At 39.8% G+C, this 22,460-nt stretch carries 24 protein-coding genes; 16 read left to right on the plus strand and 8 right to left on the minus strand.

Annotation, left to right across the window (positions count from 1 at the left end; translation table 11 throughout):
* Nucleotides 1-134 precede the first annotated feature (134 nt).
* Entirely contained in the window at nucleotides 135-383 is a 249-nt protein-coding gene (locus tag AC5WOC_RS17550) for a hypothetical protein (RefSeq protein WP_496056718.1), read from the plus strand.
* 136 nt (nucleotides 384-519) lie between these two features.
* On the opposite strand, the gene pckA is transcribed toward AC5WOC_RS17550, so the two are convergent.
* Nucleotides 520-2,091, minus strand: a complete 1,572-nt coding sequence (pckA, locus tag AC5WOC_RS17555; RefSeq protein ID WP_496056719.1) for a phosphoenolpyruvate carboxykinase (ATP) — start codon at nucleotides 2,089-2,091, stop codon at nucleotides 520-522.
* Between the two features lie 268 nt (nucleotides 2,092-2,359).
* On the opposite strand from pckA, the gene AC5WOC_RS17560 reads away from it, so the two are divergent.
* From AC5WOC_RS17560 to AC5WOC_RS17575, 4 genes are all read left to right on the plus strand, one after another.
* A complete protein-coding gene (locus AC5WOC_RS17560) occupies nucleotides 2,360-2,764 on the plus strand; it encodes a S1 RNA-binding domain-containing protein (protein WP_496056720.1) in 405 nt (134 codons plus the stop codon).
* A 255-nt stretch (nucleotides 2,765-3,019) separates the two neighbouring features.
* Nucleotides 3,020-3,826: a hypothetical protein gene (locus tag AC5WOC_RS17565; protein WP_496056721.1), complete on the plus strand. Its 807-nt coding sequence runs from the start codon at nucleotides 3,020-3,022 to the stop codon at nucleotides 3,824-3,826.
* 112 nt (nucleotides 3,827-3,938) lie between these two features.
* Nucleotides 3,939-4,739: a hypothetical protein gene (locus AC5WOC_RS17570; RefSeq protein ID WP_496056722.1), complete on the plus strand. Its 801-nt coding sequence runs from the start codon at nucleotides 3,939-3,941 to the stop codon at nucleotides 4,737-4,739.
* Nucleotides 4,740-5,284: 545 nt separating this feature from the next.
* Nucleotides 5,285-6,412 carry an MFS transporter gene (locus AC5WOC_RS17575; protein ID WP_496056723.1) on the plus strand — a complete coding sequence of 376 codons (1,128 nt, stop codon included), beginning with the start codon at nucleotides 5,285-5,287 and terminating at the stop codon, nucleotides 6,410-6,412.
* A gap of 131 nt (nucleotides 6,413-6,543) precedes the next feature.
* Here AC5WOC_RS17575 and mnmL read toward each other — a convergent pair whose 3' ends face one another.
* Nucleotides 6,544-7,533, minus strand: a complete 990-nt coding sequence (mnmL, locus tag AC5WOC_RS17580) for a tRNA modification radical SAM protein MnmL/YtqA (protein WP_496056724.1) — start codon at nucleotides 7,531-7,533, stop codon at nucleotides 6,544-6,546.
* 599 nt (nucleotides 7,534-8,132) lie between these two features.
* Between mnmL and pdhA the strand changes: the two genes are divergently transcribed.
* The 4 genes from pdhA to lpdA all read left to right on the plus strand — a co-directional run bounded on the left by pdhA (nucleotide 8,133) and on the right by lpdA (nucleotide 12,992).
* Nucleotides 8,133-9,230, plus strand: coding sequence for a pyruvate dehydrogenase (acetyl-transferring) E1 component subunit alpha (gene pdhA, locus AC5WOC_RS17585; RefSeq protein ID WP_496056725.1), 1,098 nt, complete (start codon nucleotides 8,133-8,135; stop codon nucleotides 9,228-9,230).
* Between the two features lie 13 nt (nucleotides 9,231-9,243).
* Nucleotides 9,244-10,221, plus strand: a complete 978-nt coding sequence (locus AC5WOC_RS17590; RefSeq protein WP_496056726.1) for an alpha-ketoacid dehydrogenase subunit beta — start codon at nucleotides 9,244-9,246, stop codon at nucleotides 10,219-10,221.
* A 62-nt stretch (nucleotides 10,222-10,283) separates the two neighbouring features.
* Nucleotides 10,284-11,585 carry a dihydrolipoamide acetyltransferase family protein gene (locus tag AC5WOC_RS17595; RefSeq protein WP_496056727.1) on the plus strand — a complete coding sequence of 434 codons (1,302 nt, stop codon included), beginning with the start codon at nucleotides 10,284-10,286 and terminating at the stop codon, nucleotides 11,583-11,585.
* On the plus strand, nucleotides 11,586-12,992 hold the full coding sequence (gene lpdA, locus AC5WOC_RS17600) for a dihydrolipoyl dehydrogenase (protein WP_496056728.1): 1,407 nt from the start codon (nucleotides 11,586-11,588) through the stop codon (nucleotides 12,990-12,992). It begins immediately after the preceding gene.
* A gap of 360 nt (nucleotides 12,993-13,352) precedes the next feature.
* On the opposite strand, the gene AC5WOC_RS17605 is transcribed toward lpdA, so the two are convergent.
* Nucleotides 13,353-13,931: a hypothetical protein gene (locus AC5WOC_RS17605; RefSeq protein ID WP_496056729.1), complete on the minus strand. Its 579-nt coding sequence runs from the start codon at nucleotides 13,929-13,931 to the stop codon at nucleotides 13,353-13,355.
* A gap of 673 nt (nucleotides 13,932-14,604) precedes the next feature.
* Between AC5WOC_RS17605 and AC5WOC_RS17610 the strand changes: the two genes are divergently transcribed.
* Complete coding sequence (locus AC5WOC_RS17610) at nucleotides 14,605-15,192, plus strand: carbohydrate-binding protein (protein ID WP_496056730.1); 588 nt, start codon at nucleotides 14,605-14,607, stop codon at nucleotides 15,190-15,192.
* Here AC5WOC_RS17610 and AC5WOC_RS17615 read toward each other — a convergent pair.
* Nucleotides 15,189-15,461 (minus strand): hypothetical protein, encoded by a 273-nt coding sequence (locus AC5WOC_RS17615; RefSeq protein ID WP_496056731.1) that lies wholly within the window; start codon nucleotides 15,459-15,461, stop codon nucleotides 15,189-15,191. The two genes, AC5WOC_RS17610 and AC5WOC_RS17615, sit on opposite strands and share 4 nt — an antisense overlap.
* A gap of 289 nt (nucleotides 15,462-15,750) precedes the next feature.
* On the opposite strand from AC5WOC_RS17615, the gene AC5WOC_RS17620 reads away from it, so the two are divergent.
* Complete coding sequence (locus tag AC5WOC_RS17620) at nucleotides 15,751-16,143, plus strand: acyl-CoA thioesterase (RefSeq protein WP_496056732.1); 393 nt, start codon at nucleotides 15,751-15,753, stop codon at nucleotides 16,141-16,143.
* On the opposite strand, the gene AC5WOC_RS17625 is transcribed toward AC5WOC_RS17620, so the two are convergent.
* On the minus strand, nucleotides 16,131-16,352 hold the full coding sequence (locus AC5WOC_RS17625) for a DUF1128 family protein (protein ID WP_496056733.1): 222 nt from the start codon (nucleotides 16,350-16,352) through the stop codon (nucleotides 16,131-16,133). The genes AC5WOC_RS17620 and AC5WOC_RS17625 overlap by 13 nt on opposite strands.
* Nucleotides 16,353-16,384: 32 nt before the next feature.
* On the opposite strand from AC5WOC_RS17625, the gene AC5WOC_RS17630 reads away from it, so the two are divergent.
* Nucleotides 16,385-16,768 carry a DUF309 domain-containing protein gene (locus tag AC5WOC_RS17630; RefSeq protein WP_496056734.1) on the plus strand — a complete coding sequence of 128 codons (384 nt, stop codon included), beginning with the start codon at nucleotides 16,385-16,387 and terminating at the stop codon, nucleotides 16,766-16,768.
* Here the strand turns inward: AC5WOC_RS17630 and AC5WOC_RS17635 are convergent.
* Complete coding sequence (locus tag AC5WOC_RS17635; protein WP_496056735.1) at nucleotides 16,742-17,314, minus strand: YdcF family protein; 573 nt, start codon at nucleotides 17,312-17,314, stop codon at nucleotides 16,742-16,744. The genes AC5WOC_RS17630 and AC5WOC_RS17635 overlap by 27 nt on opposite strands.
* Complete coding sequence (locus tag AC5WOC_RS17640; RefSeq protein ID WP_496056736.1) at nucleotides 17,307-17,648, minus strand: hypothetical protein; 342 nt, start codon at nucleotides 17,646-17,648, stop codon at nucleotides 17,307-17,309. The genes AC5WOC_RS17635 and AC5WOC_RS17640 overlap by 8 nt, the downstream gene beginning before the upstream one ends.
* A gap of 204 nt (nucleotides 17,649-17,852) precedes the next feature.
* Here AC5WOC_RS17640 and tpx point away from each other — a divergent pair, with 204 nt between their 5' ends.
* The 4 genes from tpx to AC5WOC_RS17660 all read left to right on the plus strand — a co-directional run bounded on the left by tpx (nucleotide 17,853) and on the right by AC5WOC_RS17660 (nucleotide 20,831).
* Complete coding sequence (gene tpx / locus AC5WOC_RS17645; RefSeq protein ID WP_496056737.1) at nucleotides 17,853-18,374, plus strand: thiol peroxidase; 522 nt, start codon at nucleotides 17,853-17,855, stop codon at nucleotides 18,372-18,374.
* A gap of 271 nt (nucleotides 18,375-18,645) precedes the next feature.
* The gene (locus AC5WOC_RS17650; RefSeq protein ID WP_496056738.1) at nucleotides 18,646-19,437 is read left to right on the plus strand and encodes an ATP-binding cassette domain-containing protein; all 792 of its coding nucleotides are present in this window, start codon (nucleotides 18,646-18,648) and stop codon (nucleotides 19,435-19,437) included.
* Nucleotides 19,438-20,022: 585 nt separating this feature from the next.
* Nucleotides 20,023-20,244 carry a hypothetical protein gene (locus AC5WOC_RS17655; protein WP_496056739.1) on the plus strand — a complete coding sequence of 74 codons (222 nt, stop codon included), beginning with the start codon at nucleotides 20,023-20,025 and terminating at the stop codon, nucleotides 20,242-20,244.
* On the plus strand, nucleotides 20,241-20,831 hold the full coding sequence (locus AC5WOC_RS17660; RefSeq protein ID WP_496056740.1) for an SUKH-4 family immunity protein: 591 nt from the start codon (nucleotides 20,241-20,243) through the stop codon (nucleotides 20,829-20,831). Before AC5WOC_RS17655 ends, AC5WOC_RS17660 begins: the two co-directional genes overlap by 4 nt.
* Before the next feature lie 303 nt (nucleotides 20,832-21,134).
* Here AC5WOC_RS17660 and hmpA read toward each other — a convergent pair whose 3' ends face one another.
* Nucleotides 21,135-22,364 (minus strand): NO-inducible flavohemoprotein, encoded by a 1,230-nt coding sequence (gene hmpA / locus AC5WOC_RS17665; RefSeq protein WP_496056741.1) that lies wholly within the window; start codon nucleotides 22,362-22,364, stop codon nucleotides 21,135-21,137.
* Nucleotides 22,365-22,460 lie beyond the last annotated feature (96 nt).

The raw sequence follows: 22,460 nt of genomic DNA on the forward strand, positions 1-22,460 counted from the left end.
AGCTCAATTATTTGGGCTTTTTAATTTGGATTTCAACGATAAGAACAAGGAGATTCCTATTCATAATATTTGAAAATATATTTGCTTATGATAGAATTTATTATGCAATTGTTCGATCTCTGCTAGGAGTAGAAATGGAAAAGACTTACACTGGTACCCTTATCGTTCGCATTCCTAAGTCTCTCAATATCAACAATATTCCTAGGGGAGAGTATGTGGTTACTCTCACTGATTATGGTACTGCAATTGGTCATAATGTAACAAAGAGTCCAGTAGGCGTTCCAGTGCTGGTTGCAAGTGTTGTTGGTGCAGTTGTTAGGAATGGCAGTTGGAGTCCGCCTCTTCCTAAGGATGTAAAGAATCGTTACCTGCAAAAGAATTAAAGGAGTACCTAGAAAACCTGTGGTTTAGAGAACAAAGACAAACATCTAAACTACATGGGAAATCCATTTAATAAACTAAAAAAATACGTTTGATATAAATAAAACAACTCTCCTGAATAGAAGAGTTGTTTTATTATTATATCTTTGGACCTGCTGCAACAATTTTCTCATCCACATGAGCAAATTTGGTAAAGTTCTTTTGGAAGCGTTCTGCTAACGCTTTTGCTTGATTGTCATAAGCGGCGTGATCGCTCCATGTATTGCGTGGATTTAATAGTTCTGCAGGGACACCAGGGCAACGGGTAGGAACAGCAAATTGGAATACAGAATCATGGATATATCCTACTTTGTTTAATTCGCCATTTAATGCTGCTGTTACCATTGCCCGGGTGTATTTGAGGTTCATGCGTTTGCCTACACCGTATGCTCCTCCAGTCCATCCAGTGTTAACAAGGTACACTTGTGTTTGATGTTCTGCGATTTTCATTCCTAACAGGTCAGCATAAACATGGGCTGGCCGTGGGAGGAACGGAGCTCCGAAACAAGTGGAGAAGGTTGCTTCTGGTTTTGTGACTCCACGTTCTGTTCCTGCTAATTTACTGGTATAACCAGAAAGAAAATGATACATTGCTTGTTCTGGAGTTAATTTCGAGATGGGAGGCAATACCCCAAAAGCGTCTGCAGTTAAAAATAAGATAACTTTTGGATGTCCGGCTTCACCAGGGATCACTGCTCCATCGATAAAGTCAACAGGATATGCTGCTCTTGTATTTTCGGTCAGTGTATTATCGCTGTAAACAGGAATTCGATTGTTATCTAATACAACATTTTCTAAGACGGTGCCAAAACGTATCGCATTCCAAATTTGCGGTTCTTTTTCTGCGGAAAGTCCAATACATTTGGCATAACATCCGCCTTCAAAGTTAAATACTCCATTTTCAGACCAGCCATGTTCATCGTCTCCGATCAAGCCGCGTTCTGGATCAGCTGATAGTGTTGTTTTCCCAGTTCCAGACAGCCCAAAGAACAATGCCACGTCGCCAGCTTTTCCTACATTTGCGGAGCAGTGCATTGGCATAACATTTTGATCTGGCAGTAAGTAATTCATTACAGTGAAGATTGATTTTTTCATCTCTCCTGCATAGTGTGTACCAGCAATAATTACTACTCGTCGTTCAAAGTTAACCGCAATAAGTGTTTTGGAACGAGTCCCATCTTCTTCTGGATTGATCTCGAAATGAGGCACACAAATAACTGTAAAGGATGGGGTGTGTGCTTCAAGTTCTTCTTCTGTTGGGCGAATAAATAATTGATGAACAAATAAATTATGCCAAGCATATTCATTAATAACACGAATAGGTAAACGATAGTCTTGATCAGCCCCAGCGTATCCATCAAAGATGAACAGCTCTTTTTCTTTTAGGTAAACTTCCAAACGTTTATAAATTTGTTCGAATTTCTCAGGATCCATCGCTTGGTTTGTAGTAAAGTCCATTTTTTCAGTAACAGATGATGTATTTACGGTATATTTATCCAGTGGAGAACGACCAGTAAATTCTCCTGTGACAGCTCGCAGGGCACCATTTTCTGTTAAGACAGCTTCTTTACGCAAGACAGCCTGTTCTGTTAGTTGGGCAACGGAAAGATTTTTATGTAATGTTCCGTTTAGTGGAATATTGTTAGAAGTCTTCCCAAGAACCATATCCATCTGCATCCTCATTCCTTTGTTTTAAATTAATTGTCCAGTCTGAATGCATTCAGCCTAGTATAACAAAATTCATGGTGTTGTTAAACAGGAGACAGCTTATATAGTATATTATTGAAAATTCAAATAATAATCTGTCTCTTCTTGCTTGAATATGAAAAGTGTTGTTTGCTTAAGAAAAACGCGTGTAAAGAGTCATAAACGCCCATTGACAAGGAATAAAAATAATGATATCTTCTTACAGAACTGATTATCTATCGGGAGTGTTATAATGAGCGAGTTAAAGGAAGGGGCCATCGTTACTGGAGTAGTGATGTCAACAAAACCCTTTGGTGCCTTTATAAAGCTAGAATCAGGAGAAAGTGGATTGGTTCATATTTCTCAGATTTCTAGTAAATATGTAGAAAAAGTTGAAGACGTTCTCCAAGTAGGACAAAGTGTAAAATTAAAGGTACTATCCATTGATCAGAACGGAAAAATATCCCTTTCTATCAAGGCATTGAGTGATGATCGACCTGCTCGCGACAACAAGCGGGGCGGAGGAGACCGCCGTGGTGGATCACGGAGAAACAACAATAATAATCCTACCGATTTTGAAGATATGATGAAAAAGTGGATGAAAAGTAGCGAGGAGCGTCTAAGTGCTTTAGCTGCAAAACAAAAGAAAAACCGTTAACTATCGGTTTTTTCTCTTTTTCTATTCTCAAAAAAACATCCCCAAATGGACAGGGATGTTTTTTTTGAGTCTTACACTTGAAGATTTTTGTGATTTGATGTGACTGGTGAAATAAAGAATGCCTTTGATAAACATATGCCCATTTTCATATTATGAATTATCATATAAGTTGACACAATCTATTTACTCAGAAAATGGATTTGATATACTTAAAATTAATCCCAATGGTCACAGATAGAAGAAAAGGATCTAGCTATGTATACATCGTTTGATGTGTTCGATCCAGCAGATTATACAACATACAGCCAAGAGGGTTTCAGAAAAGTTGACCGTGCGACTACGGTGTCTGCTTTCAAGAAACTCCATAAGTTGAAAGTTATGCCTAAGAGTATTGAAGGCCTTGGAATTGATATGGGTGCAGGTCCATATCCTCTTTGGTCTATGATTCTCCTGCGATTTCTGAAATCTGGAATGGTTTATGCAGTGGATAAGAGTCAGAACAATCTAGAATATCTGATGAGTTTCCTTTCAAACGGGGGTCCTCACCTCTACCATGGTCGAGATATGCTTGATTGTGAGGTAAAGGCAGATACCCGTGCGATCTGGCGAGAGCATGGTGCTCATATTCTGCGAAAAGGCGATGAGATTTACGGTAACGCAGGTCTTTTTAATAACGTACTCTTCCATGACTACCGCCGGATAAAGGGCGTTCGGGGTGATATCGATACAGTAGGGGAGAGATTCCCGAATTATTTCGGATTTGGATCCTCTGGTTTTTGTGCCGAATCGATCAAAAGAACCAAGGATGATTGTTTTGCGGCGTGGAGGTCGTTTATCAACTCCTTGCGGGTTGGTGCTCCCTTTGTGATCACAGTAGTTCTTGGGTCAACAGGCTACTCAGCAGGCCAGTTCACTCTCTTTCCAGCGGTTAGTCTAACCATAGAGGATGTGGAGGAAATGTTCCGACTGCTCCCTGTGGAATGCACGGTGGAGGAAATTCGAATCAACTTCCGTGAGGATCATGGTGGAGTAGCCCTTGTTGTTGGACGACGAATTGGATAAGTTCATAATTCAGAGGGAAATAAAAAGATAATCCTCTGAAAACCTACCAAAATTCTAGGAAAGAAGATCCTAGGATTCGATCCATTAACAGCAACTAGAAAAGGAGTCAGTCGTGGAAAGTTCTACGACACTTTCGAACAACCTCCCTCTGTGGTCTAAATATTGCAATACGATCAGTTACCTGAAAAGTTACTCCTGTCCTAAGGACGATCAGGAAAGCTTGGAATTTGTTTTGCATGAGTTTCCTGCAAAACCAAACAGCCTCGAGTCGGTTGGGGTATTCAATCTAGGTGCGAGTTTCCTAGGCCCGATGGCAGCTGTCGGATACATCACTCCAGATGGTGTCATTGATCAGCTTGAGGCTCTTCCAGACGATCGTGCATATATGAGTGATCTTCTAGGTCTCGATGACCAGGTGTACCATGGTCGTGATGTTCGAGGAAACGAACAGGAAATTTACACTCCGGAGACGTGGTTTCCTTACGACACGTTCATTGGTCATACAGGAGGGAAGCGCTTTCGCGATTCCTTCCATAGAGCCGTTCCTTCTACCCGCGTAATTAAAGGTAATCCGTTTTGGACACCAGAGTACCAATACGATGCAGTAATGGGTCTTTATATCGGGGAAGCTTTGAGCAGGAACAAGTTCACGGGTGAGTGGACATGGGGAAACATACTTCGGTATGTCAGGAGCGGCGGATTTTTCGCCATCACTGTTGTACTGGAATCAAGCCCCTACCTCACTCCTTATGGAGTGGAAATTCCTATGGCGGGTTTCACCGTGGAGGAAATAGAAAAAGCATTTGAGAGTATGCAGATCGTAAAGAATTATAAACTGTTTGTGACTTCTGGTGCGAATGACGTTAGATCCGGTTATAACCGGATTGCCGTTGTCGTGGGTCGTGTAAAGTAAAGAGAATAAGACAAGGAAGGTTTTCCTTAACGCTTGGGTGGCTTGCTCCCTTCATAAGATAAAAAATAGTGTTGTGAGCATTTCGCCTCGTACCCCTCACGCTGGACTCTTTGGGAGTCCAAGCGTGGGGGGTACATGATTATTGACACAAAAAAAGGCTTTGTTTCTTTTCAGAATCGCTGGACAATGAGGTCAATGTATGTGAACCTGATCAGCTGAAGGGGAAGCTGCCTTCGTTGCACCTGTTCTGTGGAATAGCCAAAAATGAGAAAGCAACGAGCGTCTGTTTTGAGTGAAAGCAATTTTGCTACAAATGAGTTTGAAAATTATTCATAAAATCCTTTGGTTTCCGGAAAGATGACCGAAAGGAAGAAGGACGAGTTCATACCATTATTGGGGAAAGTCTACATTCACCGAGGATAAGATGATACGCTTTTGGATTTCGTAATTTTATTTTAATTTCTTATAGTTCAAGCATATATTTATATATGAATCTTATTATTTAAAATATATGATTTGAAACGAATGTGAAAGGAAATATCCATATGCATCCCAGAAATAACCTCATATGGAACCTCAATATTATTTTTGCGATGTGCACGGAAACAGCTATTGTATATAACATGGATGCATATTTGGCATCACTTCCCGTATGGTTTCAACAGAAAGGACAGCTTTCTTCACTAGGGATTGTAATGGGGGTCGTTATTTTAGCAACGATGTTTGGTGGATTTGCCGCCGGCTATTTATTGGATCAATTTGGAACAAGAAAGGTTCAAAGAATGAGCCTTGTCGTTATGCTGTTTGTTGGTATTGCAACTTCATTTGCACAGAGTTGGGTGGAGATGATGATTCTTCAAAGCGTAAGGGATTTTACTTGTGCGGTTGGCATTGTGACATGCGGGATGCGAGTTCGTTCACTTTTGCCTTCTGATAATTTGGAACAACTTCGAGGATTAGGGCAACTAAACATTTGGAGCTATGCTGCAAGTGCGTTATTCGTGTGGATGGGTCCTGTGCTTTTGATTCATTCATTTAGTTGGTGGGGTTGGTTAGGCCCAATTATTACAATCGTTGGGCTTTTGGAAGTTATACTCAACAAACAGGATTTTCTGCCGGAAAAGAAAAATCAGCGTGTGGGGGTTTGGGATTGGGATATATTTAAATTGGTAACCCCTGTGTTAGGTATTTCAATTGTCTATGGTGTTGTTACCACCTATTTGATTGTTGATGTTGGGGTTAACATAGGTGCCCCAGTTCGAGCTATGATGAATATCGCAGCGGGTTTTGCAGGGGTGTTTATTCCCATTATGGTCTGGAAGTGGGGGGATAAAATGGTTGTGAGGGTTTTAATGAGTTTGTTAATGCTTGCAGTCCCCTGTCTAATCTGGCCAAAGTGGTATACATTGGTTTTTGTTGGTATGTGTATTGGTCTTGCTCAAGTAGGTTTAAACATTATTTTAACGATCAAACGACCAAATACTGGTCGCAGTGCTTCGATGCATGCAGTTGTGGATTATGGAGGAGCGGCATTTGCTTCAAGTTTTTGGGGAGTGTTAAGAAATTTGGCAGGGAATTCTTTTGCTTATGCCCTTCTTTTCGTTCCTCTTCTTATATTTTTCTTTGTATTTGAATTGATTTTTCGTTCCGAAAGATGGGAAGTACAAGAATAATTGATGGGCTGGAGTTAAAGTCACCAGCCCGTTATCATGTTTAACTGGAGGGTGGTTTAGGTGAACTAGTACGAGTTTTTGTCAAATATATTTATTTTATAGGAGATAGAACTCGTTACAATGAACAGAACTTATCTTTTATTCATAATAGCTGTGGATAATTGTTTACTATTTCTAGGTTTTGAAAATTTCCCCTGCCAAGAACCCCTTCTTGTCATTTCTTTATCAATCGCATTTAATACTTCCCATTTTTTTGTGCTCCACATCGGTCCCATCATGATCTCCGGAGGGCCATCCCCAGTGATACGATGGATGATCACATCAGGTGGCAGGATTTCAAGAGAGTCACATACTAAGTTTACATATGTGTCCTTATCTAAAAACTCCAAGAGTCCTGATTCGTATTGTTTTACCATTGGAGTGTTGCGTAGGAGATGCAGAAGATGAATCTTAATTCCCTGAAGATCCATGTTTGCACATGCTTTGACTGTTTCTCGCATCTCATCTGTTGTTTCTCCTGGTAATCCATGAATAATATGTGCACAAGTACGAATCCCATGTTTGCGCAACTTGGCAACTCCTTCAATAAAACAATTGGAGTCATGCCCGCGATTAATTAAATCAGAAGTATGTTCATGGATTGTTTGCAATCCAAGCTCCACCCATAGATAAGTGCGTTTATTTAACTCAGCTAAATATTCCACTACATCATCTGGCAGGCAATCAGGGCGGGTTGCGATTGATAACCCAATTACATCCTCTTGCTCTAAGATCGCTTCATATTTTTCCTTTAATTCATCTACAGGAGCATAGGTATTACTAAATGCTTGGAAATATCCGAGATATTTCGCTTGAGGCCATTTTTCTTGCATCATTTTTTTCCCGGATGCAAACTGCTTCACCATATCATCTCTGCGGTATCCAGCAAAGTCTCCAGATCCTCTAGCGCTGCAAAAAGTGCATCCGCCTACTGCAACCTCCCCATTCCGGTTTGGACAAGTGAAGCCCCCGTCTAATGGGATTTTACAAATTTTTTGTCCATGAACTTTTCTCAAATGATAATTCCATGTATGGTAACGCTTATCTCCCCACATTAGGGGATTTTTCTGTATTTGATCCATCAAACCGACCCTCTTTCTGTTTGAGTACAGTTTTATTTTTTTATTGGTATTTTGGAAGAATTCAGCACTCAAATAGTAATATAGTATCATATATTAAGGAGAGCAAAAAACGAGTGGTAATTATATCCTGATTTTTTACTGCTTAATCTAGTTGTAAATATGGAAATCCTTAAATAAAGGGTATTGTAAAGGAATTCCAGTAAATCATCTCTATAAATAAAATAGAACACCATACAAAAATACTATTTTTTTATGTATTGTTTCTTTCCGCTGAAAGCAGTAGAGTTATAGAGGGTATCATCTATTTTTCGGTAATCTACTATTTGGCTGTATAATTGGTATAGTGGCTGTTTATTAAGTAAATGCTACAAATAAACTATCATTTCGTACAGGTGTGTACTTCTGTGGTGTACGCATTCTTTCTCTGCGCTTTGAAGATGAGGTTGGGTTACGGTATGATAGACATGAGCGAAATCATTAGTTGCATCTGTATTACATAAGAGCTTTTCTCAAGCAGGATACTACACCAAATACCAGCTCTAAATAGTTTGTTTGAATCATACTTAATTTTGTTGATATTTTTTTCGAGGTGATCTTTCATGGCCAGAACCAAACAGAAAGCACACAGCCTACTTGATTCAGAAATTAAAGTAGCTCCCATCCATACTTTTTCTGTGCTTTCACCAGAAGGGAAAGTCGTCAATGAAGATGAACTTCCTAATCTGAGTGATGAACAATTGCAAGAGTTGATGAAACGCATGGTATTTACACGTGTTTGGGATCAACGAGCTACAGGACTCGCGCGACAAGGGCGTTTAGGTTTTTATGCTCCTGTAGCGGGACAAGAAGGAACAATGATTGGTAGTCAATTTGTTTTAGACAAAGAAGACTTTATTTTACCAGGTTATCGTGATATCCCACAGCTTCACTTCCATGGTTACCCAATGTACCAAGCATTTTTATGGTCTCGTGGCCACCAGCATGGAGGAGAAATTCCAGAAGGTGTTAATGTACTTTTACCACAGATCATTATTGGGGCACAGTATGTACAAGCATCGGGTGTTGCTATGGCGTTGAAAAAACGCAAAACGAAAAATATTGTCATTACCTACACTGGTGACGGTGGAAGTTCACAAGGTGACTTTTATGAAGCAATGAACTTCGCAGGTGTCTATAAATTACCTGTTGTTTTTGTAGTTCAAAACAACCGCTATGCTATCTCTACTCCTGTGACCAAACAAACTGCTGCAGAATCACTTGCGCAAAAAGGTATTGCTGCGGGTATTCCTTCAATCCAAGTAGATGGTATGGATGTACTTGCAGTATATCAAGCTGTATCAAAAGCGAAAGAAAGAGCTGCTGCTGGAGAAGGACCGACACTTATTGAAGCGTTAAATTACCGAATTGGACCACATTCCATGTCAGGTGATGATCCAACAAGATATCGTACCAAAGAAGAACCTACGGAATGGGAACAGAAAGAGCCACTTACTCGGTTCCGCAAATTTTTAGAAGATAAAAAGCTTTGGACAGAAGATATGGAAACAGAAGTTATTGAGCAAGCAAAGAAAACAGTGGCGGATGAAATTAAAAAAGCAGATCAATATCCGAAAATGAAAATAGTGGATTTGATTGACAGCATGTATGAAACCACTCCTCCCCATCTGGAAGAACAAAAAGCGGAGTATGCGGAATAGGAGGATATAAAAGATGGCACAATTAACAATGGTGAAAGCGATAAATGATGCATTGCGTGTAGAATTAGCCAAGGATGAGAATACACTGATTTTTGGGGAAGACGTAGGAGTAAATGGCGGGGTATTTCGCGCGACAGAAAACTTACAAAAAGAATTTGGTGAAGAACGCGTCTTCGATACACCACTTGCAGAATCTGGTATCGGTGGTCTTGCTGTAGGATTAGGTTCACAAGGTTTTCGTCCGATTGCAGAAATTCAGTTTATCGGTTTTATATTCGAAGCGATGGATTCTATCTTAGTCCAGGCACCTCGTCTTCGTTATCGTTCTGGTGGACGTTATAACTGTCCTGTTACATTCCGTGCTCCTTTTGGTGCAGGTGTAAAATCACCAGAACTACATAGTGATAGTTTAGAAGGACTTATTACACAAACTCCTGGTATTAAAGTCGTTTGTCCTTCTAATCCATATGATGCAAAAGGATTGCTCATCTCTGCTATTCGTGATAATGATCCTGTCTTCTTTATGGAACATTTGAAACTATACTTCTCCGTTAAAGGGGAGGTTCCAGAAGGCGAATATACTGTGCCGATCGGAAAAGCAAATGTAATCAAAGAAGGAAAAGATGTTAGTATATTTACTTACGGTGCAATGGTTCATACATCATTAAAAGCTGCTGAAGCTGCTGAAAAAGAAGGCATTAGCGTCGAGGTTGTTGATTTACGTACATTGAGTCCATTGGATATGGATACAGTAGTTGCATCCATCGAGAAAACCAATCGTGCAATTGTCGTACAAGAAGCACCAAAACAAGCTGGAATCGCTGGAGAATTGATTGCTCAAATCAATGAAAAAGCCATATTCCATTTGGAAGCACCAGTTCTTCGTGTAGCAGGCCCAAGTACCGTTCTTGGGTTCCCACTAATTGAAGAAGAATGGATTCCTAGCCCTGACCGTGTGAAAAAAGCGATACAAAAAGCAATGTCTTACTAAAGTAAGGCGGTGGACATACCACCGTCTCTTAGGAGCTTTTAGAATGATTGGAGGACTTACATATGGCAGCATATCAGTTTAAACTGCCTGATGTGGGTGAAGGTATCCACGAAGGTGAAATTGTTAAGTTATTTGTAAAACCTGGAGATAAAATTGAAGAATTTGCTCCTTTTGCAGAAATTCAAACAGATAAAGCAGTCGTAGAGATTCCTTCTCCTGTAACAGGTACAGTTAAAGAAGTAAAAGTAACCGAAGGTGAAATTGCAATTGTTCATTCTGTTATTGCGGTGATCGATGCCGAGGGTGAAGTCCACCATGATCAAGAAGAGGATCAAGCAGCATCAGAAGAACCAGCAAAACCAGAAGCAACAACAGAAGAAGCAAAGCCAGAAAGTAATGTGCAAGCTGCTGAAAAGTCTGCTTCAGGAAAAAAACAAAAAGTATTAGCATTACCGTCAACAAGAAAACTGGCGCGGGAACTTGGTGTAGATATTCATCAGGTTACTGGTTCAGCAGAGAACGGCAGAATTACAGCGGAAGATGTGAAAATATTTGCCAATGGAGGAGCTTCTAACAAGTCTTCAGAAGCAGAGGAAGTCAAATTATTAACAGAGAAATCTTCTGATATCAGTACAGCTAATGAAACTCCTGTTGAAAAAGGTCCAGAAGAACGTCTCCCACTACGAGGCATTCGCCGTACTATTGCAAAACGAATGGTGGAAAGTAAGCACACTGCCGCTCATGTTACGATTATGGATGAGGTAGATGCTACCGAATTGATCGCTCTACGTAGCTGGGCAAAACCAATTGCCCAAGAGCGCAATACAAAGTTGACATATTTGCCGTTTATTATGAAAGCAGTGATTGCTGCACTTCGTCAATTCCCAACATTAAACGCATCAATTGATGATGAAAAACAAGAAATTGTTTTGAAAAACTATTATCATATTGGTATGGCAACTGCGGCTGATAAAGGATTGATTGTTCCTGTTCTACGTGATGCAGATCGAAAATCTATTTTTGATTTAGCTGATGAAATCAATGATAAAGCGACACGTGGTCGGGAAATGAAATTAGATGCATCTGAAATGAAAGGCAGTACATTTACCATTTCAAATATTGGTAATTATGGTGCTCAATATTTTACTCCGATCATTAATTTGCCAGATGTTGCAATTTTGGGTGTCGGCACAATTAAAGAAAAACCAGTCGTTTATCAGGGCGAAATTGTAGCTCGTTCGATCATGTTTCTATCTTTAACGTTTGATCATCGTTTAGTCGATGGTGATGTGGCTGCTCGTTTCCTCAGCCAAGTAAAACGCCTCATAGAGAGTCCTAACTTATTGATGATGGAGATGAGATAAATGGTAGTAGGAGATTTGGCACAAGAAGTAGATGTATTGGTAGTAGGAGCAGGTCCTGGCGGATATGTTGCAGCAGCACGTGCTGCTCAGCTCGGTCGCAGTGTAACAATTGTAGATAAAGACGAATTAGGCGGCGTTTGTTTAAATCGTGGATGTATTCCAAGTAAAGCAATCATCAGTGCAGCAGAACGTTTTACGCAAATTAAAGAAGCAGACGAAGTTGGTATTGAAGTAAACGGCGAAGTTGCTGTGAACATGCAAAAACTGATGGAATGGAAAAATGGAGTTGTTCAGAAACTTACTGGCGGCGTTGGACAGTTAATGAAAGGCAACAAAGTAGAGGTAATTTCTGGTGATGTTTTCTTTAACGCGAAAGATGCAGTGCGTGTAGTTGGTGAAAACTCAAGTCAAACCTATAAATTCAAAGATATTATCATTGCCACAGGTTCCCGTCCTTTTGAATTAAAAATACTTCCTTTTGATGGGAAACGTATTTTATCTTCAACAGAAGCACTCAATTTGCAAGAAGTCCCAAAAAGATTGGTTGTTGTTGGTGGTGGATATATCGGTCTTGAACTTGGAACTGCTTATGCAAAACTAGGTGCACAAGTTACCATTTTAGAAGGAACGAAGTCCCTTCTGCCAGGTACAGATGAAAAATTAACACGTATTGTTTCTCGTAAACTGAAAAAAATTGGTGTAGAAGTTATTACAGAAGCAATGGTACAAGGCGGAGAAAACAAAGGCGAGGAAGTTTCCGTCAAAGCTACCATCAACGGTGAAGAAAAAGAATTTACTGCTGACTATTGCCTAGTGGCGGTTGGCCGTAAACCCAACACCGATGAAATCGGTTTAGAAAATATTGGCGTAGAATTGGATGAACGCGGTTTTATTAAAATCGACGACCAATGCCGTACAAGTGTAGACCATATCTATGCAATCGGTGACTGTGCAGGCGGCGCTCTTCTTGCACATAAAGCTAGTTATGAAGGAAAAGTAGCAGCAGAAGTCATTGCTGGACAGAAAAGTGCAATTGATTACCAAGCAATGCCATTTGTTATCTTTAGTGATCCAGAGATCGCCTATACTGGACTAACGGAAGCACAAGCAAAAGAAGAAGGATACAATCCTGTTGCAACTCGCTATTCTTTCACTGCCAATGGACGGGCCTTGTCCATGAACCAATCCGAAGGATTTGCTCAAGTAGTAGCTGATAAAGACACTGGCTTACTCTTAGGTGTTCAAATTGTCGGACCTGAAGCTTCTTCCTTGATTGCAGAAGCAGCGTTTGCTATTGAAATGGGGGCACTGGCAGAAGACTTGAGCCTAACCATTCACGCACACCCAACATTACCAGAAGTAATCATGGAAGCTGCTGATTCTTTGGTATTGCGATTGAATAAGTAGAGATAATTAATATTGAGCATTGTCATGGCAACTTCCCTTATGGGATATGCTTTTGATGATGCTTTTTTTTTAATCGGTTGTTGGGTGTATAGAATGAGATTGAGGGTATTAAAAAAGAAAGGGTTATTTTTTGAAAAAGGACATAATCAACTTTATACCTTTTATTTGAAAAGCGCGAGGTTAATTAGAGGGAAGGTATTCATTCAATTTATTATGTTAAGTGGGATGGACAACTGAATGTATCAGTTGTCCGCTTTAGGATTATGTCTTTGGCAAAAACCCTAAAGGAGGGCTCACAGAATGGTGGGGTAACCCACCGTTCTGTGAGTTTTGTTCAGAATCTCTCAACAGCGAGAAATGTCATTGCATACGAGGGTTGATCTTCTTGGCACGAATCAGGAATGTCGGGTCGGGCTGGTTGTCCCGGTACTCGCCCGTATTCGGGTCGATGTAGCCCCACTGACCCTTGTTCCCACGACCACAGACCATCAACGTCAGCGTCCGGCCGGGGGCGTGGATGTAGGTTACCTCGTGGAAGAGGTCGATCGGAACGTTGTTCTTGTCTCCGGCATGGTGCTCCTCCGTGGTGGTGATGACCCTGCCATCGACCACCTTGTACCGACTCTCCGTGTAACCGCCCATCAGCACATAAGCCGTGAAGGGCCACGGGTGGTTGTGAGGCATCGGAGTTTCACCGTCACGGAGATCAGGGGACATCCAGAGGTTGATCTTGACCGTCCGCTCCTCCGATCGGTGGACCAGGTACTCCGCCTTGTACCCGAACTCGTCAGGGTCAGGTACGAGCAACCAGTTGTTCTGATCGATGAAGTTCTCCCAGGTGATTCCCAGGTCCGGCGTGTGCGCTGTGAGTCCCTCCGTTGCTCGTTCGAACATCTCCTTGTCTACAGTGAGACCACGGATGATCTGAACTGATTCCATGACTTTTCTCCCGTGGTGGGGAACAATGACAGTTTCATTATATAGCATTAGTTATGAACCGTATATAAAAAGAGAATTGATATTTAACATAAGAATAAATACATAGATATGTAATTAATTTTAAAAAAATAGCCATTTGCAAAGTTGAAGGAAGCAGTTCATCAAAGAGATGTTAATAAAAATGCCTATTATCGAGTTAAAACGAAATCTATTGTACAGTTTGTACTAATTCCATCTCCTAAGTTGAAAAAAAGCTATTCTTTTTTTGGGGATAAAAGGAAGGATCGCGTAGGATAATGATTGCGAACACATGCAGAAAACAGGAGATTATCCTCCCGCTTCATTGGAATGTTTTGTATTTCTCTCTTGTTGTTACAACATCCAACTCACGATCAACATGTATATTACTGTTACGATGTGAACCTATGATAGTGTTTTATCTTTCACCACTCTTTTATGATAGTTATTAACAACTATCATCATCACAGCACAATATGGCGAGAAGTCAAAGATATTAAATTCAGTCATATCCAATGTGATAGAAGAACCGTCCTTATATCGCATAGAGGGAATTAGCAATCTTGCGTTTAAATAACTAAAGGTGAAGTCTAATTATAATTTCCCAATTTTTTGTATAATGGGAAAAGGAGAGGTTAGGAAAGAAGGAAATATAGTGCCAAGTTCCAAAGGATTGTTAGAGAGTCGACTAGAAACTTTTGCAAGGCAAGCAACCCGAGAAAAACTGGCGAAGATGAAAAGAAATCGTATGTTTGTGAGTTCGATAGGATTAAGTATTTTTTCATTTTTGGCTTATTCTATTATTTTCCCTACGACTGTTGATGAAGAGCTTTTTTATACGAAAAAGGACAACCAAGCTAGCAAACTTCCCATTGTATTAGTACATTTGCCAGAAACAAACAAGAAAAAAACTCCCACTCCAAAAGAAGCGAAAGTCACCATAGAAAGCCCAATCGTAAATCCTATACAATTTTCACCTCAAATGGATAAAAATAGATCGATAACATCAATGAAAACCTCAGCGGATAATGAAACAACCACGTCAACAAAGAAAACTGATCAAACAAGAAGTACCAAACCAATTCAAACATATCCAGTTTGGAATGAAGATCAAACCTATCAAGTAGGAGATCGAGTTATTTATAAAGAAAAAATTTATGAAGCCAATTCAACAAACGCTGGAAATCCTCCCGATCAAAAAAGTGTTCTATTTGGAGGTCCTTGGGATGAAGTGAAAAATTAAGTGCACTCGATAACTAGCAGAAGTTGATCTAAAAAGATTCGCTTTGTCAATGTCCCATTTTCTACACAAATCCACTGATTGCTCGAGGCGATTTCTGTGATGTATCCACTAAATTGATGATGCCCAAAAGGACTTTGAAAGAGAAGAAGCAACGGTTTCTCAAATGCAAATGCTTGTTCCAATTTATGCAAAATATCTGTTTCCATGGTGATATAAGGTACAGCAGGAGTGGCTAAACTTTGCGTAGATTCAAGTAGAGAACGATACATAACAAAACTCCCTCCGAACGAAAGTTCTATATTCTCATTATATCAGAATATACGTTCTAGTCAAGAGGTTTATTATCATGCAAAGATGAGTGAGGCGCTTTAAATGCAAAGTTGCCTCTGTGACCCCATTAGGATGACGGATAGATTTTACCATAATAGCATGAAGTCACGGTTTTTTTAAAAAAATCGAATAAATTCCTACAAGTAACAAAAACTATTGGCATCTTTCTAAAGGGCTTGCCAATAGGCAAGTTTTCTATATAAACTGAGGGGAAAGGAGCGTGATAAGGTGGAAGTTTGTCTAACAATCGAAGTGAGGTCAACAGAGATCGACGTGATGGGACATGTGAATAATGCGAAGTATTTGGAGTATCTCGAGTGGGGCAGAGAAGAATGGTACAATCAAGTGGCTCTGCCATTTGAGGAGTTCAGTCAGATGGGTATTGGGACTGTAACCGTTAGCATTCATATTCAATATCGCAAAGAAGCGACTTTGGGAGAACGTCTGACGATTATAACCAAACCTCTCCGATGTGGGAGAAGTAGTTTTACATTTTTTCAGGAGGTAAGAAATGTAAAGGGAGAAGTAGTTGCAGATGCGGAGGTTACCAGCGTGACCATCAATTTAGAAAGCCGCAAAAGCACACCACTTCCCGAATTACTGAAGCGCTACTTCGATTGACGTAAGGAACGAAGTTCGTCCAGCACACCATCTATCTCCATCAGTGTTAATTTCCCTTGTTTTTTCTTTACATAGTCGTACAATTCAACAATGTCATCATAACTAGCTGAGGTATAATCTTCTGGTTGAATTAACGCTGCATTGACAACATTCAGCTGATTTTTGATTTCTAAGACCATTGTAGTTAAATCAAGATTGTTTTTGTTCAACAGTACTCATCCTTTTTATTTGAGGTAATGCGATGTATGAACGACAGTATATCACATTTTTGCGTACCTTTAACGAGCGGAGAGATTATTATTTGTGCCACGATCTTTTAGAAGATTTATGGTTAGAAGAAGGCAGAGAACCTTTTTATCAAGGTTTGCTGCAAGTAGCTGTTTCTTGCTATCATTTGGATAATGGTAACGTTGCTGGCGCAAGAAAATTAATGGAATTAGCTATCGCCAAGTTAACCCTTTATCCGAGTATATGGATGGGGATAGATGTAAATAAACTTGTCACTGATGGCAATCGCTTTCTACATGAATTGCCATCCAATCCCCATTTAAATGCTAAATTAATCACCATTCATATTTGTGATAAGGAGTTACTCCAACTAGTCAAACAAGTAGAACTTCCATAACGCTGCACATTCTCGCAGTTTATGATAAGGCACAAACAAAACAGTAGAATGAGCGGGAGCTGGGGTAACCGTTAGGTTGACTTGTTCTGCATACAATAATGCGCGTGTCATATGGTAATCATGCGTGACAAGGTAGAGAGATGTAATTGATTTCTTTTCTAAGATATATTTTGTATTTACTAGGTTTTCTTTGGTATTGCGTGATTGGTCTTCTAAAATCATTTTGTTTTCTGGAATGCCATATCGCAGGAGATATGTTCTCATCGCGTTTGCTTCCGATTGTTGCTCATCATTACCAAGACCACCGGATAGTATTAGAACATCTACCTTTCCTGCTCGGTACAATTGCATCGCTTTGTTTAGCCGTTCTCGAAGTGCAGGCGAAGGTTGATTGTGCCACAAAGCGGCTCCTAAAACAATCGCTGCTTGACGGTGTTTATTATCAGTTGTTGTCTGATCAAACTGAGAAACCTTGATGTAAAAATAGATGATAGATATACAAAATAATAGAAATATCCCTAATAAAACCCATATTATTTTATTCATTTCTTTGTAAGTCCACTCCTTGTGGTTCCATTGGGCAGTTTGTTAATTGCGAAGAATTAGGATGATCAATAATAAATTTTCCGTTTTCCCGATTAATATCGATGGAAATGCCATTGAGCCATTTTTCATCATCTTCAAACCATACAAAAGGGATATTGTGTATTCGAATGGAGTTTTGCTTGTCTTTTTGTTCCATTACTTCTAAACCAAATGATGGAGTATTGCATCCTGATGTCAGCAATACAACGCGGATTGCAAGTGGAACATCAATGGTTTCATACCATAGATGATATCGCAGTTTTGCGGCTGCTAATTTTGTTAATTTGATTTCCATGTTTATCACCATCTATATTTTAACGCAAGTAACTTCCTGTATCTACTCGGAAGTGAGATATGATGGAGATGCTTGAACAAGTTTCATTTCTTTTTTGATCATAATTCGAAATATCGAATTCGCAAAGAAATATGATAAACTAATGTTTGAAACGTTAATAATAGAAATGGAATCCATGTTTGTACATAAGTAGGGGGTATTTTGATGTCAATTGAACGTGAAGCAGCTATTACTTTTAAAGGCGTAGCGAAAACACTTGTAGGTCCAGAGGTAAAAGTAGGCGATCAAGCGCCTGCATTTACAGTATTAGCAAATGATTTGTCTCCTGTTACCCTAGATGATAGCAAAGGTCAAGTTCGAATTATTAGTGTTGTTCCATCACTAGATACGGGTGTTTGCGATGCACAGACTCGTCGTTTTAATGAGGAAGCTAGTAAATTAGATAATGTAAAAGTACTTACTGTTAGTGTAGACCTGCCTTTTGCTCAGAAACGCTGGTGTGGTGCTGCTGGTATTGATCAAGTTCAAACTGTTTCTGACCACCGTGATCTTTCTTTCGGTACTGCTTATGGGGTTGTGATCAAAGATCTTCGCTTGCTTGCTCGTGCTGTTTTTGTAGTCGATAAAAACGATAAAGTGGTTTATGTTGAATATTGCTCAGAAGCAACCAACCATCCAAATTATGAAGCTCCAGTTGAGGCTGCAAAAAAAGCGAATCAAGCATAAGAGAAACCAATCGATCCTATATAAAAATAGAGTCGATTGGTTTCTTTTTTAAAATTACCATTGTTATAAATAAATGACATTATAACCTATTATTTACATTTTTGTGTTTTTTGTATCTAGTATCTTTTCTTTTTTTTAATTCATGATAAGATAATTACAAGATAGAATTATTTACCATTGAGATAAAATTTTAGTTGCGTGGAATTTCTAATGAAGTGAAGAAGATTAGGAAATTAGTGCAAGTAGGTTATAGAAAGGAAGGGAGTCTGCATTGTGGATTGAATGGTCTCATATCACAAAAAAGTACAATTCTCAAAACGATTCAAATACAAATCTGGGGCTGTTGGACTTTTCAGCTACTATAAGAGCAGGTGTGACAGTAGTTTTAGGACCAGAAGGCGCGGGGAAATCTACATTATTGCGATTAACAGCGGCTACAACATTACCGGACGATGGAAGAATAACATATGGAAGCAGAGAAGGAGAGCGATTTATCTGGTCAAGAGGAAGTGTGGTAGCTAGTGATTCTACCAGCTTAAGTGACTGGAGAGATAAAATTGCTTACCTGCCAACAGTTCCAGCTTTTCGTTATGATGAAACAGTAGAAGAAACATTACTCTATTTTGCCCAGGTACGGCGGGTAACTTCTCCAAAAAAGTATGCAGCAGAATGTATTGCGAAATGGGGTTTAGCAGGCTGGAGGAAAACTGCCGTTTCCAAATTAATCGGTCCTGTATTAAAACGTTATTATTTGGCAGAATGTTTCGTGAAAAATCCAGGTATTCTTTTGCTTGATGAGCCAACAAAAGGTTTGGACCCGATCGGAAAACAAATTCTCTGGCAAGAGATTATGCATCAACCAAAAGATCGAATTGTGTTGATCAGTACGAACAATCTGGCATTTGCAGAATGTGCAGATGACTTGATTTTATTGGAAAAAGGTTCTTGTCGTCGATTAGGAAGGAAGAAATACCTAACCGCGAGCGTATCAGAAGGAACAGTAGAGGCGTGGTATAAAGCAATGCAAACGTTTTCTACTTTGAAAGTGCAAGAGAATGGATAAATGAAACAAAATGTGCACCCCAAAAGTTAGACCAGAAATCTAACTTTTGGGGTGCGTTTCATATCGTGAAATATAATGCTACAAATTGACGTACTTGATTGATGTGAGGCTTTTGAAATTGATGCCTTTCTACTTTTTATCTGCCTAGGGAAGGTATCAGTCTTCCGTCAGAAGGTGATAAATAAAAAGAAGTATATGATCATAATGAAATACGGTCAATCTTCTGACAGGTATATAGAAATTCCACTAGATGTATGATAAATTACCTTTGCAGTTAGACATTCCTAACTGTTCGGCCGATATATGTAGAAAAAATGGCTAAGACTGAGATTAAGACTGCAAAGGAACTTCTTGGGGCCATTGATGCTCTTACGGAGAAGGTCAAGGCCAGTAAGTCAAAGAACTATTCGTCCTCAAAGAAGCTTGAGATGTGGGATGGAAACAATCGTTGAACAAGAGGGGATTCATCTCATTGTCTCTTAGCATAGGGTAGTTTGTCCTCTTCGATTGTAAATATTTGCAATGAATTTTGCTAATTTACTGCTAAATCATTAACTTCAAAGAAATCAAAAGGGGGATTAAAAAGTGCTAAAAAAGAACATCATATTTGATATAGAAGATAAAATTGGCATTAAAATTAAGAATACTCAGTTGACAAGTGCATTGGGAATATCACCTCAAATAATGGGGGATTATGTCAAAGGCATAAGCGTTCTACCATCTGATAAATTATTAAAACCCGTCTATCAACAGATGATTGTCTCGAATATCCGGACACCATCCTCCAGTGACAGGAACAGCGAATGAGCAGTTCCGTTGTCCTCAGCCGTGAGATGCTTGAGACCGTTTTTGATCTTGACGAACTGATCACGGTTCCAGAGTGCAATCTCGGAGTGGTCTCGGATCCCGACGCCAAGGAAGTCCTGCGAACACTGGGTATTCCGGTCTGGGACAATCCATGGTTCGACATGGACGAGCAAATAGGAGAGCGGTTCGAGCGCGTTGAGGACTGGGACGAGAAGCTCGCGAACCGTTACTCCGTTGTCCTGCCAAGAGCGGACAAGTGGATTGGCTTGGGCATGATCCCCTATGATGGCATCGCGTTCGATCCGGACACCGGCAAAGTCTACTGCCTGCCTGACGATTCCGAGATCTACCTGTGGAACAGCTCGCTGCGATCCTTTATCCATTTCCTGTATCTCCTCCAGCTCGAGCGCCCACACTTTGACTTCCAGTGGGACGGCGAGATTGAGGTTCCGTTCGACCCTGAAGCCGCGCAGATCCGTATTCGGGAGGCGATGACGTCAATAGACCCCGCCGCTCTGAAGAACCCCAAGTCCCGCTGGAACGCTGTCCTCATGTACATCGTGGATCCCGAACATCACTTCCTCTGAATATCATGGAGATGCAGTATACTCCTCAGCCAGTGCTTGGCTTGATGGCTATGGGGTTCTTAAGTTCAACGCTTTTTTCGGCAGGATTTACAAACATATTTATTTACAAACTATCACCACTTACAATGTTTGGATAATTCAGGAGCGGAAACCAGGATCTGTGCGGTAGGATGGGACCCACGGGTAGTTTGGTAATGAAGGACCCAGGAGAATACTGTCCAATCCTTCGGCTTAGCTGTATAGAGTATCAAATAAAAGTATATCCTTTAGCGAGGAAGTAACTTTGTTTCTTCTCCAAAACTCTCAAAAACAAACAAGATTCCATATGGAGTCTTGTTTGTTTTTAGAAAGAAATAAGATAAAAAAGAAATTATACGGTAACTGTTGCTTCTGTATTACGGTTTTCATAAATGGAACAGGTCCACAAAAATAATATTCTGCTTCATTTTGTGGGAGAACTTGCTTTAACCAAGAAAGGTCAATAAAACCTTCTTTGTCAAAATTCCTTTGTTCATAGTCTGATTCTGTTGGTTTTTCATAGCAGATATAAGAATTGATCAGTCGTGACTGTTCTGCTAATAGCTCTACATGATCACGCATGGCGTGATATTCACTGTTAATAGCAGCGTGAATGGTTACAACTGGTCTGTTTGATTTCGCTTCAGCAAGTGTATTCAACATATTCATAAGAGGTGTGAAACCAACACCGCCGCTAATAAAGACGATAGGAGAATTTTCCGTTGTATCTAAATAAAAGTCACCGGCAGGAGCACTAATTTGGACAGAATCTCCTTCTTGAATTTGTTTGTGTAAATAAGTAGATACGATCCCGGCTGGAGGAGTGCCATTGGAATCCTCTCGTTTTACAGATATCCGATAGTAGTCTTTATTTGGTGCGTCGGATAAACTATATTGGCGTATTTGATCGAGTTCAAGTTCTTGAATTGCTGATTTTAAACTAATATATTGTCCAGGTTTGAAGGAAGGTAGCGGTTTACCATCAGTTGGTACAAGATAAAAAGAAGTGATGACACTGCTTTCGGGAACCTTTTTCTTTACGATAAATTCTTTCCAACCACTCCAACCGCCCGTTTGCTTTTCGGCTTGTTGATAAAGTTTTTCTTCTTGTGAAGTAAACACAGAAGCCAATACATTGTATGCTTTTTCACATGCTTCCATAATCTCATCAGTTGCAAGATCACCTAATACATCTTTTATTGCTAATAGCAAATACTTACCTACAATAGGATAGTGTTCAGGCTGTACTCCTAAACTTCGATGTATTTGGAAGATCCGTTGAAGATCAGGCAGCATCGTAGCAAGTTTATCAATATGAACTGCTGCTTGGTATACAGCATTAGCAAGTGCTCTTTGTTGTTCTTTCTTTTTTTGATGTACAACATTAAAAATGTTGTACAGTTCAGGGTGATCTTGAAATAGGAGTTCATAAAAGCGTGTTGTGATTTTTTCACCATACTCTTCTAATACAGAAATCGTAGATTGAATAACTTTAATGGTTTTGTTGTCAATCATGATCTCATTTTCTTTTCGTGACTGTTTTATTGTATGGTATTAAATTTTCACATTCTGTGATTTTTACCACAAAAAAATGACAAGAAGGTGAACATA

The organism is Shimazuella sp. NTD247, assembly GCF_059510415.1.